This is a genomic window from Mesorhizobium onobrychidis, from assembly GCF_024707545.1.
Classification (GTDB): Bacteria; Pseudomonadota; Alphaproteobacteria; order Rhizobiales; family Rhizobiaceae; genus Mesorhizobium; species Mesorhizobium onobrychidis.
In genome coordinates this window covers 944,208-958,759 of sequence record NZ_CP062229.1, presented here as the reverse complement: position 1 = coordinate 958,759, position 14,552 = coordinate 944,208, and the positions used below count along the sequence as shown (strand labels likewise).

General features: G+C 64.2%; 14 protein-coding genes. 3 read left to right on the top strand and 11 right to left on the bottom strand.

The genetic code is table 11. From position 1 onward, the window contains the following. Positions 1-17: 17 nt before the first annotated feature. The 5 genes from leuC to rplS form a co-directional block, all read right to left on the bottom strand. Positions 18-1,427, bottom strand: coding sequence for a 3-isopropylmalate dehydratase large subunit (gene leuC / locus IHQ72_RS04555; protein WP_258121373.1), 1,410 nt, complete (start codon positions 1,425-1,427; stop codon positions 18-20). 384 nt (positions 1,428-1,811) lie between these two features. Beyond that, positions 1,812-2,447 (bottom strand): class I SAM-dependent DNA methyltransferase, encoded by a 636-nt coding sequence (locus IHQ72_RS04550; protein ID WP_258121372.1) that lies wholly within the window; start codon positions 2,445-2,447, stop codon positions 1,812-1,814. Between the two features lie 139 nt (positions 2,448-2,586). Continuing rightward, positions 2,587-3,396, bottom strand: coding sequence for an amino acid ABC transporter permease (locus IHQ72_RS04545; protein ID WP_258121371.1), 810 nt, complete (start codon positions 3,394-3,396; stop codon positions 2,587-2,589). A 151-nt stretch (positions 3,397-3,547) separates the two neighbouring features. Continuing rightward, the gene (locus IHQ72_RS04540) at positions 3,548-4,345 is read right to left on the bottom strand and encodes a transporter substrate-binding domain-containing protein (RefSeq protein WP_258121370.1); all 798 of its coding nucleotides are present in this window, start codon (positions 4,343-4,345) and stop codon (positions 3,548-3,550) included. Between the two features lie 263 nt (positions 4,346-4,608). Next, positions 4,609-5,148, bottom strand: coding sequence for a 50S ribosomal protein L19 (rplS, locus tag IHQ72_RS04535; protein WP_029349353.1), 540 nt, complete (start codon positions 5,146-5,148; stop codon positions 4,609-4,611). 334 nt (positions 5,149-5,482) lie between these two features. Here rplS and IHQ72_RS04530 point away from each other — a divergent pair, with 334 nt between their 5' ends. Then, positions 5,483-6,235 carry a sulfite exporter TauE/SafE family protein gene (locus IHQ72_RS04530; protein ID WP_258121369.1) on the top strand — a complete coding sequence of 251 codons (753 nt, stop codon included), beginning with the start codon at positions 5,483-5,485 and terminating at the stop codon, positions 6,233-6,235. On the opposite strand, the gene trmD is transcribed toward IHQ72_RS04530, so the two are convergent. Beyond that, positions 6,217-6,915, bottom strand: a complete 699-nt coding sequence (gene trmD, locus IHQ72_RS04525) for a tRNA (guanosine(37)-N1)-methyltransferase TrmD (protein WP_258121368.1) — start codon at positions 6,913-6,915, stop codon at positions 6,217-6,219. The two genes, IHQ72_RS04530 and trmD, sit on opposite strands and share 19 nt — an antisense overlap. Next, complete coding sequence (gene rimM, locus IHQ72_RS04520; protein WP_258121367.1) at positions 6,912-7,511, bottom strand: ribosome maturation factor RimM; 600 nt, start codon at positions 7,509-7,511, stop codon at positions 6,912-6,914. The genes trmD and rimM overlap by 4 nt, the downstream gene beginning before the upstream one ends. Positions 7,512-7,642: 131 nt before the next feature. Between rimM and IHQ72_RS04515 the strand changes: the two genes are divergently transcribed. Beyond that, positions 7,643-8,581 (top strand): tyrosine recombinase XerC, encoded by a 939-nt coding sequence (locus tag IHQ72_RS04515; protein WP_258121366.1) that lies wholly within the window; start codon positions 7,643-7,645, stop codon positions 8,579-8,581. 114 nt (positions 8,582-8,695) lie between these two features. Next, positions 8,696-9,763, top strand: coding sequence for a TraB/GumN family protein (locus IHQ72_RS04510; RefSeq protein WP_258121365.1), 1,068 nt, complete (start codon positions 8,696-8,698; stop codon positions 9,761-9,763). Positions 9,764-10,479: 716 nt separating this feature from the next. Here IHQ72_RS04510 and lpdA read toward each other — a convergent pair. The 4 genes from lpdA to odhB form a co-directional block, all read right to left on the bottom strand. Beyond that, positions 10,480-11,886 (bottom strand): dihydrolipoyl dehydrogenase, encoded by a 1,407-nt coding sequence (gene lpdA, locus IHQ72_RS04505; protein ID WP_258121364.1) that lies wholly within the window; start codon positions 11,884-11,886, stop codon positions 10,480-10,482. Between the two features lie 39 nt (positions 11,887-11,925). Further along, a complete protein-coding gene (locus IHQ72_RS04500) occupies positions 11,926-12,681 on the bottom strand; it encodes an SDR family oxidoreductase (protein WP_258121363.1) in 756 nt (251 codons plus the stop codon). Beyond that, entirely contained in the window at positions 12,678-13,169 is a 492-nt protein-coding gene (locus IHQ72_RS04495; RefSeq protein WP_258123727.1) for a hypothetical protein, read from the bottom strand. Before IHQ72_RS04495 ends, IHQ72_RS04500 begins: the two co-directional genes overlap by 4 nt. Positions 13,170-13,241: 72 nt before the next feature. Then, positions 13,242-14,543, bottom strand: coding sequence for a 2-oxoglutarate dehydrogenase complex dihydrolipoyllysine-residue succinyltransferase (gene odhB, locus IHQ72_RS04490; RefSeq protein ID WP_258121362.1), 1,302 nt, complete (start codon positions 14,541-14,543; stop codon positions 13,242-13,244). Positions 14,544-14,552 lie beyond the last annotated feature (9 nt).

The following is a 14,552-nucleotide window of genomic DNA, read 5'->3' as shown; positions in this document are numbered from 1 at the left end:
CTGTGGCAGCCCTGCGTTTATTTCCACTCACGGATGTCGACGAAATGGCCGGCGATCGCCGCCGCCGCCGCCATGGCCGGCGACACCAGATGGGTACGGCCCTTGAAGCCCTGACGGCCCTCGAAATTGCGGTTCGAGGTCGAGGCGCAGCGTTCATGCGGCTTCAGCCGGTCGTCATTCATGGCAAGGCACATCGAGCAGCCCGGCTCACGCCAGTCGAAACCGGCGGCGACAAAGATCTTGTCGAGACCTTCTGCTTCCGCCTGCTCCTTGACCAGACCGGAGCCCGGCACGATCATCGCATCGACATGCGGGCTGACTTTCTTGCCCTCGACCACCTTGGCGACGGCGCGCAGATCCTCGATGCGGCCGTTGGTGCAGGAGCCGATGAAGACGCGGTCGAGCGCGATATCGGTGATCCTGGTACCCGGCGTCAGCCCCATATAGTCGAGCGCGCGCTGCTTGGAGGTGCGCTTGTTCTCATCGGCGATATCGTCGGGGTTCGGCACGACGCCCTGGACCGAGACGACGTCCTCGGGCGAAGAGCCCCAGGAGACGATCGGCGGCAGTTTCGCCGCGTCGAGCACGACCACCTTGTCGAAATGCGCGCCCTCGTCGGACTGCAGCGTCTTCCAGTAGGCGAGCGCGGCATCCCACGCCTCGCCCTTCGGCGCGCGCGGCTTATCCTTGACATAGGCGAAGGTCGTCTCGTCAGGCGCGATCAGGCCGGCACGGGCGCCGCCCTCGATCGACATGTTGCAGATAGTCATGCGGCCTTCCATGGACAGCGCGCGGATCGCTTCGCCGGCATATTCGATGACATAGCCGGTGCCGCCGGCAGTGCCGATCTCGCCGATGATCGCCAAAATGATGTCCTTGGCGGTGACGCCTTCCGGCAGTACGCCGTCGACGCGCACCAGCATGTTCTTGGCCTTGCGCTGGATCAGCGTCTGCGTGGCCAGCACATGCTCAACTTCCGAGGTGCCGATGCCATGCGCCAATGCGCCGAAAGCGCCATGCGTCGAGGTGTGGCTGTCGCCGCAGACGATGGTCATGCCGGGCAGCGTAAAGCCCTGCTCCGGACCGATGATGTGGACGATGCCTTGGCGGATATCCTTCTCGGAATAATATTCGACGCCGAAATCCTTGGCGTTCTTGGCCAGCGCCTCGACCTGGATGCGGCTTTCCTCGTTCTTGATGCCGAACTTGCGCTCCGGCGAGGTCGACACATTGTGGTCGACCACGGCCAGCGTCTTTTCCGGATGCCGGACGTTTCTGCCGGTCATGCGCAGGCCTTCGAAGGCTTGCGGGCTGGTCACTTCATGGACGAGATGACGGTCGATGTAGAGCAGGCAGGTGCCGTCGTCCTGGCGGTCGACGACATGGTCGTCGAATATCTTGTCGTAGAGGGTGCGTGGTGCGCTCATGTGCGTAAATCCGTCGATATAAAAATGGGAAAGGGCAAGCGCCGGCTAGCCGGCGAACACGGCCTAGCGAAGTCGGCTGGTCAGAGCGCCGGAAACGCGCGCCGAGAATCGCGACGGCAGGCGTTTTCTGTCCTGCAGCACGAAGCCCTTGTAAGCCGGATCGCCAAAAAGCTGTTCCATGGCGTGGCTCATATCAATCTTTGCCGATTTCGGCAATCGGTAGGTGTGGCGCGGCTTCCCCTTCTCCCCTTGTGGGAGAAGGTGTCGCCGAAGGCGACGGATGAGGGGTGCTCCAGGGAACGCCGACGCCGCCACCCCTCATCCGTCTCGGCGCTGCGCGCCGATCCACCTTCTCCCACAAGGGGAGAAGGAAGAAGCCGCCTCTCAAACCACTTCAAACACAAAAGTCTTCACCAGCGCCTCGTGCTCGGCGATTGCATAGCAGCGGAACCACGGGCTTTCCTCGACCGACCGCCATTTTTTGTCGCGCTCCAACTCGGCAAGGACGTCACGAAAGCCGCCGCTCTCGAACACTTGGTCGCGAACGGTGAAGATGGCGTGGCCGCCCTTCTTGGTGATCCGCACCAGTTCATGCAGGCCGGAGGCCGGCGCGTGGCTGATGGTGAACACGCCGGTCGAGAAGAAGGCGCGGAAATACCCGTCCGGCCAAGGCAGCGGACCGCCAAGCATCGCCTGTTTCAGCTCGCTGTAGGCCTGGCGGCTGCCGGCGATGTCGAGCATTTCATCCGACAGGTCGAGCCCGGCGATGTCCTGATAGCCGAGCGCTTTGAGCGATGGTCCCGACAGGCCGGTGCCGCAGCCGGCGTCGAGCAGCGGCCCCTCGCCTGATGGAACATGGCGCGCCACCCAGGCGGCGATCAGGAACGGCAGGAGATAACCGAGCGAGGCGGTTTCGCTGTCATAGGCCGCAGCCCATGCGGCATAGGCTTGCGCCAGCGCTTCCGGCGTGTCGGCCGTATAGACGGACTCCAAGGCCGCATTGGCTTTGTCGATAATCATGGATCTGAACCTCCAACTCATGCATGTCGCCCAAAAGCATGCCCTCGGGCTTGAACGGGGGGTGCGCAGCGCTTTTGGGACAACGACATGCACAAAAAACAAAATCTGCCGCGATGATAGTGCCGTCTTCGCCTGCCGGCTATTCCTCATGCTGGCGGCGCAGCCGCTTCTCCAGCCCCCGCAAGGCCAGCGACAGGCCGACCGTCAGGATAAGATAGATATAGGCGACGATCGAATAGGTTTCGAAGAAGCGGAACGAGCCGGCGGCGTAGATCTTGCCCATCTGGGTGATGTCGGCGACGCCGAGCACCGAGACCAGCGAAGAATCCTTGACCATGGCGACGAAATCATTGCCGAGCGGCGGCAGGATGGTGCGGATCGCCTGCGGAAAGACGATCAGCCGGAAACGCTGCGTGCGCGTCAGCCCCAGCGCCTTCGCGGCCTCGATCTGGCCCTTCTCGACTGCCTGGATGCCGGCGCGGAAGACCTCCGAGATAAACGCGGAATAGCCGATGGTCAGCGCCATGATGGCGCGCCACAGCAACGACACGTCGCGCACCAGCAGTTCGCCAAACAGGCCGGCATTTTGCAACGGCGCGGTCAGCGCGTTCCACGCCGCGACGAAAGCCGGCGCCCCGGCAAAGGCGATCCAGAACAACAGCACCAGCATTGGCACGCCACGGATGATCTCGACATAGAAGCGAGCAATCTGGCGCAGCCAGCGCGACCCCGACAGTCCCATCAGCGCAATGCCGAGCCCGATTGCCGAGGCCAGCGCGAAGGCGACCATCGTGACGAAGACGGTGATGCCAATGCCCGTGGCGACGGTCGCGAAAACCTGGGCATAGAGCTCGCTTGCTGCAATGAAGATGGCAGCGGCCACGGCGAGCGCCGCCGCCACGGCAAGCCACCAGGGGAAGTCGGTTTTGGAGGTTGAAGCTGGGGGCATTAGGCAGTGCCAGTAAAGCAGGCATCGCGGAGGCAGCGCTCTATGGCGCCCCCCTCTGTCCTGCCGGACTGTCCGGCAGGACAGAGGGGGGCGCGAAGGAACGAAGGCAGCGCGAGTTCCTGCGCGTCCCGCAACATCCGCGACAAAAGTGCTACTGCCCCATCTTGTAGTCGAGGAACCATTTCTTGTTGAGCGCGTCGAGCGTGCCGTCGGCCTTCAGTGCGGCGATCGCTGCATTGACCGGCTTCACCAGATCCGAACCCTTGGGGAAGATGAAGCCGAAATCCTCGGTGCCGAGCGGGCCGCCGATCAGCTTCAGCCCGCCATTGGACGCCTCGACATAGCCCTTGCCGGCAGTGCCGTCGGTCAAAACGACGTCGACGTCACCGGTCTTCAACGCTTGCACCGTCGCACCGAACGTCTCGAACAGTTTGATGCGCGGGTTCTGCTCATTGCCGTCGAGCACGCTGTAGACGGCGGTGTAGAAGGGGGTGGTGCCGGCCTGCGCCCCGATCAGCCCTTCCTTGAAGGCGCCGAAGGTCTTGGCGTCGGTGAAGCGCTTCTCGTCGCCGCGCACCAGCATGAACTGTTCCGAGCGCATGTAGGGGTCGGAGAAATCGACCTTCTGCTTGCGGTCGTCCTTGATCGTGATACCGGTCATGCCGATGTTGTACTGGTTGTCGGAAACCGCCTGGATCATCGCGTCCCAAGAGGTGTTCTGGTACTCGACCTGGAAACTGAGCCGCTTGGCGATCTCGTTCATCGCGTCATATTCCCAGCCGATCTGCTTGCCGGTCTTGGCGTCGATGAACTGCAATGGCGGATAGGCGTTCTCCGTCACCACCACCACCTTCTTGCCGCCGAGATCGGGCAGCGCCTGCGCCAGGGCGGCGACCGGCGCAAGTATCAGAGCCAACAGGCCGGCCAACAGCAGTTTCGATTTGGTCATGGTACACCCCGAAAACTTGAACCGCCTCGACATGGTCGAGGCTTGCAGGAAAATCCGGCGCCGACTTTAGCTTTCCGCAAGCGCCTTGCAAGCCGGCTTGGTGCGCCGCTTTGCGCGAAAATGAATTCCCATGCTTTCACCAAACGATTACGGAACGATCCGTATCGATTGCGCACCGATGCGGCCCGGCAAGATCGAATCCATCCCGCGAAACAAAAAGGCGGCCGAAGCCGCCTTTTCGAAACATGGGTTTTGAAGACGCGTTATTCGGCGACAGCCGCTTCCGCGGCCTTGGCGGCCTCGTCGGCAGCCTTCTTCTCGGCGGCGTCCTGCGCGGCCTTCTCGGCGGCCAGCGCCTGGGCGGCGGCCACCTTCTCGGCCTCGATGCGGGCCTTCTCGGCGTTCAGCGCATCGCGCTCCTCATCGTTCAGCTTGCGGGCGCGCACGCCGGTGTTTTCCGAAATGCGGGCCGACTTGCCGCGGCGATCGCGCAGGTAATAGAGCTTGGCGCGGCGCACCTTGCCGCGGCGCACGATCTCGACGCCCTCGACCATCGGCGAAAAGACCGGGAACACACGCTCCACGCCTTCGCCGTAGGAAATCTTGCGAACGGTGAAATTCTCCTGGAAGCCGGCGCCGGCGCGGGCGATGACGACGCCCTCATAGGCCTGGACGCGGGTGCGGGTGCCTTCGGTCACGCGGACCTGGACGCGCACGGTGTCGCCGGGCTGGAATTCGGGAAGCTTGCGCTTGGCTTCGATCTTGGCGGCCTGTTCGGCCTCGAGCTGACGGAGGATATCCATCTCTACAAATCCACTTCTTGTTCTTCCGACAGTCAGAGCGTCCGACACTAGCCTTGCAGTTGCATCGACCGCTCGGCTATGCCCTTTGTTCGAGACCATCCGGGTTCGAGAACATCGGGCAGGGGCGACTACACCGCCATTGTTGACGGGTCCGGCAGATTGTTCTTCCGGTTCGGCGCGCACATACAGCTATTTCGACGCTTTGTCACGCCTTCGCCGTGTCTTTTTTGGTCGTTGGCCGACATTGCAATCTTTCAGCGCAGGGGTTGCGTCTAAGGCCCAAGCTTTTTAAGTCGGATAAAATGTGACTTTCCTCCGGCGGCAATACCCCTCCATGACAGTTCTCGATGCGGCCCTGCTCTTTTTTGCGGGCTTTCTCTCAGGCGCCGTGAACGCCATAGCCGGCGGCGGGACGTTCATAACCTTCGGCGCCATGTCGCTGGTCGGCTTGCCGCCGATCGTCGCCAACGCCACCTCGTCGCTGACACAGTTTCCCGGCTACATCACCTCGACGCTCGCCTACTGGTCCGACATCAAGCATTTCTGGCGCGGCGCATTGCTGCTCGGCCTTATCTCGGCTTTCGGTGCGCTGGCCGGTGCGCTCATCCTTCTGGCGCTCGACAATCCATCGTTCCGCGCCCTGGTGCCCTGGCTGCTGCTGGCGGCCACCGCGCTGTTCGCCGCCGGGCCGTGGCTGAGGCCGGCGCCCAAGCCGGGGCATGAGGCAGCGGTGGGTTCGCTGGTCGGTTCCCTGGCGCAATTCGCCACCGCCGTCTATGGCGGCTTCTTCGGCGCCGGCATGGGCGTCATGATGCTGGCGACGCTCGGTCTCACCCAGGCCGGCGACTATCACCGACTGAACGCGCTGAAGAACATGCTGGCCGTGGTCATCGCGGCGGTAGCCATCCTGGTCTTCATCTCCGGCGACGTCATCGCCTGGCCGCAGGCGATCATCATGATACCCGGCGGCGCGCTGGGCGGCTATGCCGGCGTCTGGATCGCCAAGCGCGTGCCGCAAATTGCCGTGCGCGGCTTCGTCGTCGGGGTCGGCGTGTTCCTGGCCTTTTACTATTTCACCAGGGGGTGAGCAGCTAACAGGTCCGGCCGCCGCTCCTTCGTCAATTTTTCCGACTCGGCGCGCCGCCATGCGGCGATCTTCTTGTGATTGCCCGAGGTGAGGACCTCGGGGATTTGCCGGCCCTCGAATTCCTGCGGCCGCGTGTAGTGCGGATGTTCGAGCAGGCCGTTTTCAAAGCTCTCCTCATCGCCCGACACCGCATTGCCCATCACGCCGGGCAACAGCCGCACCACGGCGTCGAGAAGCACGAGCGCCGCCGGCTCGCCGCCGGAGAGGATGAAGTCGCCGACCGAGACCTCCTCCAGCCCCCGCGCCTCGATGACCCGCTGGTCGACGCCCTCGAAGCGGCCGCAGACGATCACCGCACCCGGCCCGGCAGCCAGTTCGCGCACGCGTGCCTGCGTCAGCGGCTTGCCGCGCGGGCTCATCAGCAGGCGTGGGCGCGGATCACCCGCCGGCGAGGCGTAGTCGATGGCGCTGGCCAGCACGTCGGCGCGCATCACCATGCCGGCGCCGCCGCCGGCAGGCGTGTCGTCGACGGTGCGATGGCGATCGGTGGCGAAACCGCGGATCTGGATTGCTTCCAGCGACCATGTGCTGGCCTCCAGCGCCCGGCCGGCCAGCGACAGGCCGAGCGCGCCGGGAAACATCTCGGGATAGAGCGTCAGCACCGTGGCGGAAAAACTCACCGGTTGCCCCCGGCGTCCTTCGGCCCGCGCGGCCTGCCCTTCGGGTCGAAACCGTCGCGGCCGGGTTCGTCGCCGTCTTCGTCATCGATCAAGCCCGCCGCCGCCGGATCGATACGGAGGAAGCCCTCTTTGATCGACACGTCAGGCACGGCGGCCTGCGTGAACGGGATCAGCACGCCTTTGCGCTCGCCGAGCGTCACGTCGAGAATGTCGCCGCCGCCGAAATTGTGCACGGCGACAACCTTGCCGATGTCAGCACCGGTATCGTCCCGGACCGCCAACCCGACGAGATCGGCATGATAGAATTCGTCCTCTTCGCCATTGTCCGGCAGCATTGAGCGGTCGACGAACAATTCCGTGCCGGCGAGCGCCTCGGCGGCGTTGCGGTCGCTGATGCCCTTGAAGCGGACCACGACGACCGTGTTGGCCGACCTGATGTCGACGATCTGGAAGGCGCGGCCGTCCCTGGCATAGAGCGGCCCATAGTCGGCCAGCGCCAGCGGATCGCCGGTGAAGGTCTTCACGCGCAATTCGCCCTTGATGCCGTGGGCGGCGCCGATCACGGCCATCTGGACGGGGTTTTGCGGTTTGGTCATCGGTGGAAAAATCCTTTGCCTTGCTCTAGCTCCACGCTCTTGTCATTTCAATGACGCGGCTCTTCACGGCTTCCTAACCCGGCTGTCGGAAGATGGCCCAGAATGGAAGAACGGCATATCGGAAGAGCGCAATGCAGGAATTCCTCATCCCGGCCAAACCAGACCTTCAGGGGGCCCGCGAAAGCTGGCTGAAGATGCTGGCGCGCGAGCGCCGGCTGTCGCCGGAAACCGTGGAAGCCTATGAGCGCGACACGCGCCAGTTCCTGCACTTCCTGACCGGCCATTGCGGCGGTTCGCCCGGCATTTCGGATATCGCGGATCTGCGCCCGGCCGATCTGCGCGGCTTTCTCGCCGCCCGCCGCGCCGGAGGCGCCGGCGCCCGCACGCTCGGACGCGGGCTCGCCGGCATCCGCTCGCTGCTGCGCTTTCTGGAGCGGCGCGGCCTCGTCAATGCGGCGGGTGCTGCGGCACTGCGCGCGCCGCGGCAGCCGAAGTCGCTGCCCAAGCCGCTGACGGCAAGCGATGCGAAACACGTCGTTTCGGTGGAGGGCCAGTTGGCGGAGGAACCGTGGATCGCTGCCCGCAACGCCGCCGTGCTGACGCTGCTCTACGGCTCGGGCCTGCGCATTTCCGAGGCGCTCGGCCTGTCCGGCGCCGATCTGTCGTCGCCTGATGAAACGGTGCTGCGCGTCACCGGCAAGGGCGGCAAGACGCGGCTGGTGCCGGTGCTGCCGATCGGGCTGCGGGCGATCGCCGAATACCGCCGGCTCTGCCCCTATCATCTCGATCCGAAGGGCCTGCTGTTTCGCGGCGCCCGCGGCGGCCCGCTCAACCCGGCCATCGTCCAGCGCGACATGGCCAAGCTGCGCTCGGCGCTCAATCTGCCCGACACCGCCACGCCGCACGCCTTGCGCCATTCCTTCGCCACGCATCTGCTTGGGCGCGGCGGCGACCTGCGCACCATCCAGGAACTTTTGGGCCACGCCAGCCTGTCGACGACGCAGATCTACACCGGCGTCGACACCGCGAGGCTGCTCGAAGTCTATGAAGCGGCCCATCCGCGGGCGTAACCGACGCATGATTTCGCAAAGTTGCAGCCAGGATATCAGCCGTCGAACGATGTCCGAGACAATTTTGCTGCGCCGGTTAACCGTTTCGCCGTTCTTTGTCTCTAAAAAGCGGCCATGAAACGTGTCATTACCATCGCCGACCGCACGGCCATTGCGTCGTTGAAGCTGCTCGTGGCGCTCAACGTCCTGTTTTTTCTCTCTTTCCTCATCATCGCGCTGCTCGCCGCCGGCAAGGCGCGCGCCGAAACCCCGGTCTGCGCCGGCGCCGACATGCTGTCGGCCTTGCAGAAGGACGACCCCGCCACCTACCGCAAGCTCGAGACGGAAGCGGCCGCAACACCGAACGGCAAGGGCCTGTTCTGGAAACTGGAAAAGGCGGGCGAAAGGCCGTCCTTCCTGTTCGGCACCATGCATATGTCCGACCCGCGCGTGACCACGCTGCCGCCCGCCGCGCAAAAGGCCTTTGACGCCGCCGACACTGTCGTCATCGAGACCACGGAGGTGCTCGATCAGCAGAAGATGATGGCGGCGTTCCTGAAAGAGCCGGAGCTGATGATGTTCACCGACAGCACCACGCTGTCCTCGCTGCTGTCGCCGGACGATGCGGCGGCGGTGAACAAGGCGCTCGACGCGCGCGGCATCCCGCCGGCGAGCGTCGCCAAGATGAAACCGTGGATGCTGTCGACCATGGTCGCGCTCCCGGCCTGTGAACTGGCCCGCCAGGCCGGCGGCGCGCCGGTGCTCGACATCAAGCTCGCGCAGGACGCCAAAGCCTCAGGCAAGGCCGTCGATGGGTTGGAGACCATCGCCGACCAGCTTCGCGCCATGGCCTCGCTGCCGCTCGCTTTTCACATGAAGGGCCTCGTCGACACATTGAAGCTCGGCAACAGGGTGAACGACGTCAACGAAACCATGATCGTGCTTTACCAGCGCGGCGACATCGGCATGCTCTGGCCGCTGTTTCGTGCCGTCCTTCCCGGCGGCGAAGACGATTCGGCGGGCTATGCCGCCTTCGAGGAAACCATGATCACCCGCCGCAACAAGGTGATGATCGATCATGCCGGACCGATTCTCGCCAAGGGCAACGCCTTCATGGCGGTCGGCGCCTTGCACCTTCCGGGCGCGGAAGGTCTGGTCGAGGATTTCCGCAAGGCCGGCTACACCGTCACTGCCGTCGACTGAGTTGCACGGTCGAGTTGCGAATCCGGCAAAGACGTGATTCGGAGCGATGCCTTTCCCGAATCACGGAAAGCTTGTCTCAGTACAGGAAGGTCGAAAGGTTTGTTTTGGCTCGATTGCTGCGAATTTTGCGAGTAAAGTGCGTGCGGACAAACGATTCCCGGCGAAGATTGCCCTGTTTTCGGCGTTTTCGATCCCTAGCGTGAAACCTGTTCGACGATTGCGCGTTGATGTGTGTTGATTGATACTTTTCATCCCACGGAGGACACTTTTATGGCGAATCCAAACGACCCGTACACCACTCCGACACCCCCTCCCAAGTCGGGTGGCGGCAGCACCGGCTGGCTGATTGCCCTGGTTGTCGTTATTCTGGCCATTGTCGCTTACTACGTTTTTGGAAGAAGCGGTGAGGCGCCAGCGCCTGCTGAACCGCCGGCCGCAACCACGCCGGCCCCGGCGCCAGCGCCCGCGGAACCGACGCCTGCTCCGGCAGAGCCTGCGCCAGCCCCGGCACCTGCAGAGCCTGCGCCAGCCCCGGCACCCGCAGAGCCTGCTCCGGCGCCTGCCCCAGCTCCGGCGCCTGCAGAGCCAGCGCCTGCCCCGGCGCCCGCACCAGCCCCGCAGTGATCGGCTGCTGACTCCAAATACGAACGGCCCGCTGAAAAGCGGGCCGTTCTGCTTTGAGCCGTCAGATGGCTGCCGGAGTAGCTTGGGAAGGCCTACATATGGATCGGCTTGAAGAAGGTCGCCAGTGCCGCTTCCTTCACCGCTTCCGACATCGTCGGATGGGCGTGGCAGGTGCGGGCAAGATCTTCCGACGAGCCGCCGAACTCCATCAGCACCGCCGCCTCGTGGATCATCTCGCCGGCGCCGAAACCGACGATGTGGACGCCGAGCACGCGGTCGCTCTGCTTGTCAGCCAGGATCTTCACGAAGCCGTCGGTATGCAGCATGGCGCGCGCCCGGCCATTGGCGCTGAACGGAAACTTGCCGGCCTTGTAGTCGATGCCGGCCGCCTTCAGCTCTTCCTCCGTCTTGCCGACCGAGGCGATTTCCGGACTGGTGTAGACGACGTTCGGAATCACCCCGTAATTCACATGGCCGGCCTGGCCGGCAATGATCTCCGCCACCGCCACCCCCTCGTCCTCGGCCTTGTGGGCGAGCATCGGCCCGGCGATGACGTCGCCGATGGCGTAGATGCCGAGGATATTGGTCTTGAGATGGCCGTCGGTCTTGACCCGGCCACGCTCGTCGACCTCGACCCCGGCCTCCTTCAGCCCGAGACTGTCCGAATAGGCCCGGCGTCCCGTCGCTATCAGCACCGCATCCGCCTCGATCGTCTCGGCCGCGCCGCCCTTGACCGGCTCGAAGGTGACGGTGGCGCCCTTCTTGGCCTTGGCGACACCGGTCACCTTGGCGCCGAGCCTGAATTCGATGCCTTGCTTGGACAGCATGCGCTGGAACTGTTTGGCGACCTCGCCGTCCATGCCGCCGAGAATGGTGTCGAGGAACTCGACGACGGTCACCTTGGCGCCGAGCCGCGCCCATACCGAGCCGAGTTCCAGCCCGATGACGCCGCCGCCGACCACCACCATGTGGCCCGGCACCTTGTCTAGCGACAGCGCGCCGGTCGAGGACATGATCACCTTCTCGTCGATGTCGACCTTGACCCCCGGAATGCCGGCGACGTCGGAGCCGGTGGCGATGACGACGTTCCTGGTCTCGATCTCCTCGACCTTGCCGTCCTCGCCGGTCACCGACACTTTGCCGGCGGACAGGACCTTGCCGGTGCCGCGAAAGCTGTCGATCTTGTTCTTCTTGAACAGGAAGGCGACGCCGTTGACGTTGGACGCCACCGTCGCGTCCTTGTGCGCCATCATCTTCTCCAGATTGAGCTTCGGCGCGCCGATTTCGACGCCCAGCGTGTCGAAGGAATGACCGGCCTCGGCGAATATCTCGGACGCATGCAGCAGCGCCTTGGACGGGATGCAGCCGATATTGAGGCAGGTGCCGCCGAAGGTCGGGTCCTTCTCGACCACCCCCGTCTTCAGGCCGAGCTGTGCCGCCTTGATGGCGCAGACATAGCCGCCTGGTCCCGATCCGATGATAACGACGTCATAAGCCATGATTTGTCCTTCTGGTCTGGCACTCAGCCTTGGCTGGGATTAGCGGCCGCCGCCCACTTCCAAATTCGCGCCTGTCGTATAGGACGCCCCGTCCGACAGGAGCCAGAGAATTGCCGCGGCGACCTCTTCGGTGGTCCCCGCCCTTTGCATCGGCACGCCGTGACGCATCCTCTCGACGCGATCCGGCTGTCCGCCGGAGGCATGAATTTCGGTATCGACAATCCCTGGGCTGACTGCGTTGACGCGAATGCCTTCGCCAGCCACTTCGCGCGCCAGGCCAATAGTGAAGGAATCGATCGCGCCCTTCGAGGCGGCGTAGTCGACATATTCGCCCGGTCCGCCAATTCTTGCGGCAATCGAGGAGATATTCACGATGGCGCCGCCCTTGCCGCCATGGCTGGTCGACATGCGCTTCACCGCTTCGCGGGCACAGAGCATGGAGCCAATGATGTTGATGCGCATCATGCGCTCCAGCCTCGCTCCGCTCATTTCGTCGACGCGCGCCCTCCGGTCCACCACGCCAGCATTGTTGACGAGCGCATCGAGCGGCCCGAAGGCATGGTCGATGCACTCGAACATCGCCTGAATATCGGCCTCGCTGCCAACGTCGCCCTTGATGGCCAGCGCTTCGCCGCCGGCCTGTTCGATCGCCTCGACAAGCGCCGTGGCAGCAGCCTCGTTCGAGGCATAGTTGATCGCAACACGGTATCCAGCCTTGGCGGCAAGCCTGGATGTAGCGGCACCGATGCCGCGGCCGCCGCCGGTCACCAGCAGCACTTTTTTGGCCACGCTCATTCCTGACAGCCCTTCAACGAAAAAACATCCCACGGCACTTTGGAAAACCCGTTGGCGCCATAGGCAGCCGACATCTGCAGGGACGGTCCGAGGTCGGGAAAGATCAGGGTCTTCGGCGCGTCGACGCCTTCGGCCGGCAGCAGAGCGACGTTTCCCTTGTCGTCAGCACTGTAGACGACCCCCTCCCACACCGTGCAGGCGGCGAGCTCGTCGCCGGTGACGTCGCCTGTCGGGCATTTGTACATCAGCGAACCATGCGGCCGCGCCACGCCTTCCGTCCACATGACGATCCCGTCGAGCACGACATCGTTATCGAGCACCATCTTGAAGGTGTTGGTGACCACAGCCGACTCGCCGGTCGGCCTGAAATCGATCTCGCCGGCGTTTTCGGCATCGCCATAGACGGCGAGTTCGAGCGGGCAGGCGGCAAAGGCTGCCGATCCCGTCTGCGCAACGCCGGCCGCGAGCACAGCTGCGAAAAACACCATGGACCGGAAATGCGCGGAACTGGTCATCATTCGGTGGCGCAGATCCATTCTCCGGCTCACCTCGACCGGCCCCTAGAGGTCGAGCACCAGCCGCTCCGGATCCTCCAGGCTTTCCTTGACCCGGACCAGGAAGGTCACCGCTTCCTTGCCGTCGACGATGCGGTGATCGTAGGAGAGCGCCAGATACATCATCGGCCGGATCACGATCTGGCCGCCGACCACCACCGGCCGCTCCTGGATCTTGTGCATGCCCAGAATGCCCGACTGCGGCGCGTTGAGGATCGGCGTCGACATCAGCGACCCGTAGACGCCGCCGTTAGAAATCGTAAAAGTGCCTCCTTGCATATCCGCCACAGACAGCTTGCCGTCACGCGCGGCGATGCCCAGCCTGCCGATATCCTTCTCGATCTCGGCGATCGACATCTGGTCGGCATCGCGCACCACCGGCACGACGAGGCCTTTTTCGGTGCCGACGGCGACGCCGATATGGGCGTAATTCTTGAAGATGATGTCAGTGCCGTCGATCTCGGCATTGACGGAAGGGATCTCCTTCAGCGCATGGGTGACGGCCTTGGTGAAGAAGCCCATGAAGCCCAGCTTCACGCCGTGCTTCTTCTCGAACACATCCTTGTATTTGGTCCTGAGCGCCATAACCGCGCTCATGTCCACCTCGTTGAAGGTAGTCAGCATGGCGGCGGTCGACTGCGCTTCCTTGAGGCGGCGCGCGATGGTCTGCCGCAGCTTGGTCATGCGCACGCGCTCTTCGCGCGACGCGTCATCGGCCGAGGATGGCGCACGGGCAGCGATCGGTGCAGGGGCCTTCGGCGCCTCGGCCGGTTGCGACGGCGCGCCCCTGGCGATCGCATCGAGCACGTCGCCCTTCAGCACCTGGCCGCGCTTGCCGGAACCCGAGACCTGGTCGACCGCGAGATTGCTCTCGGCCAGCAGCTTCGCCGCCGCTGGCGCCGGCGGCATCGTGCGGGCCTCGATCGGCCCGGCATCGCCGGCGATCTTGGCGGTCTCGGCCGCGGCTTGCTTGACAGTCGATGCGGCGGTCGGCGCCGAGGCCTGCGATACCGCGTCCTGCTTTGGTTCGGGAGTTGACGCCTTCGCGGGTGCTGCCGCTTTTGCCCCGTCGCCCGCCGAAATCATGCCGAGCAAAGCGCCGACCTCGACCGTCTCGCCCTCATTGACCGCGATCTCGCTAAGCGTTCCTGCGGACGCGGCCGGCACTTCCACCGTTACCTTGTCGGTCTCGAGCTCGACCAGCGGCTCGTCGGTGGCGATCGCGTCGCCCACCTTCTTGAACCATTTGCCGATGGTCGCCTCGGTGACGGATTCGCCAAGAGTGGGGACGCGGATTTCGGTAGCCATTATGCCTGT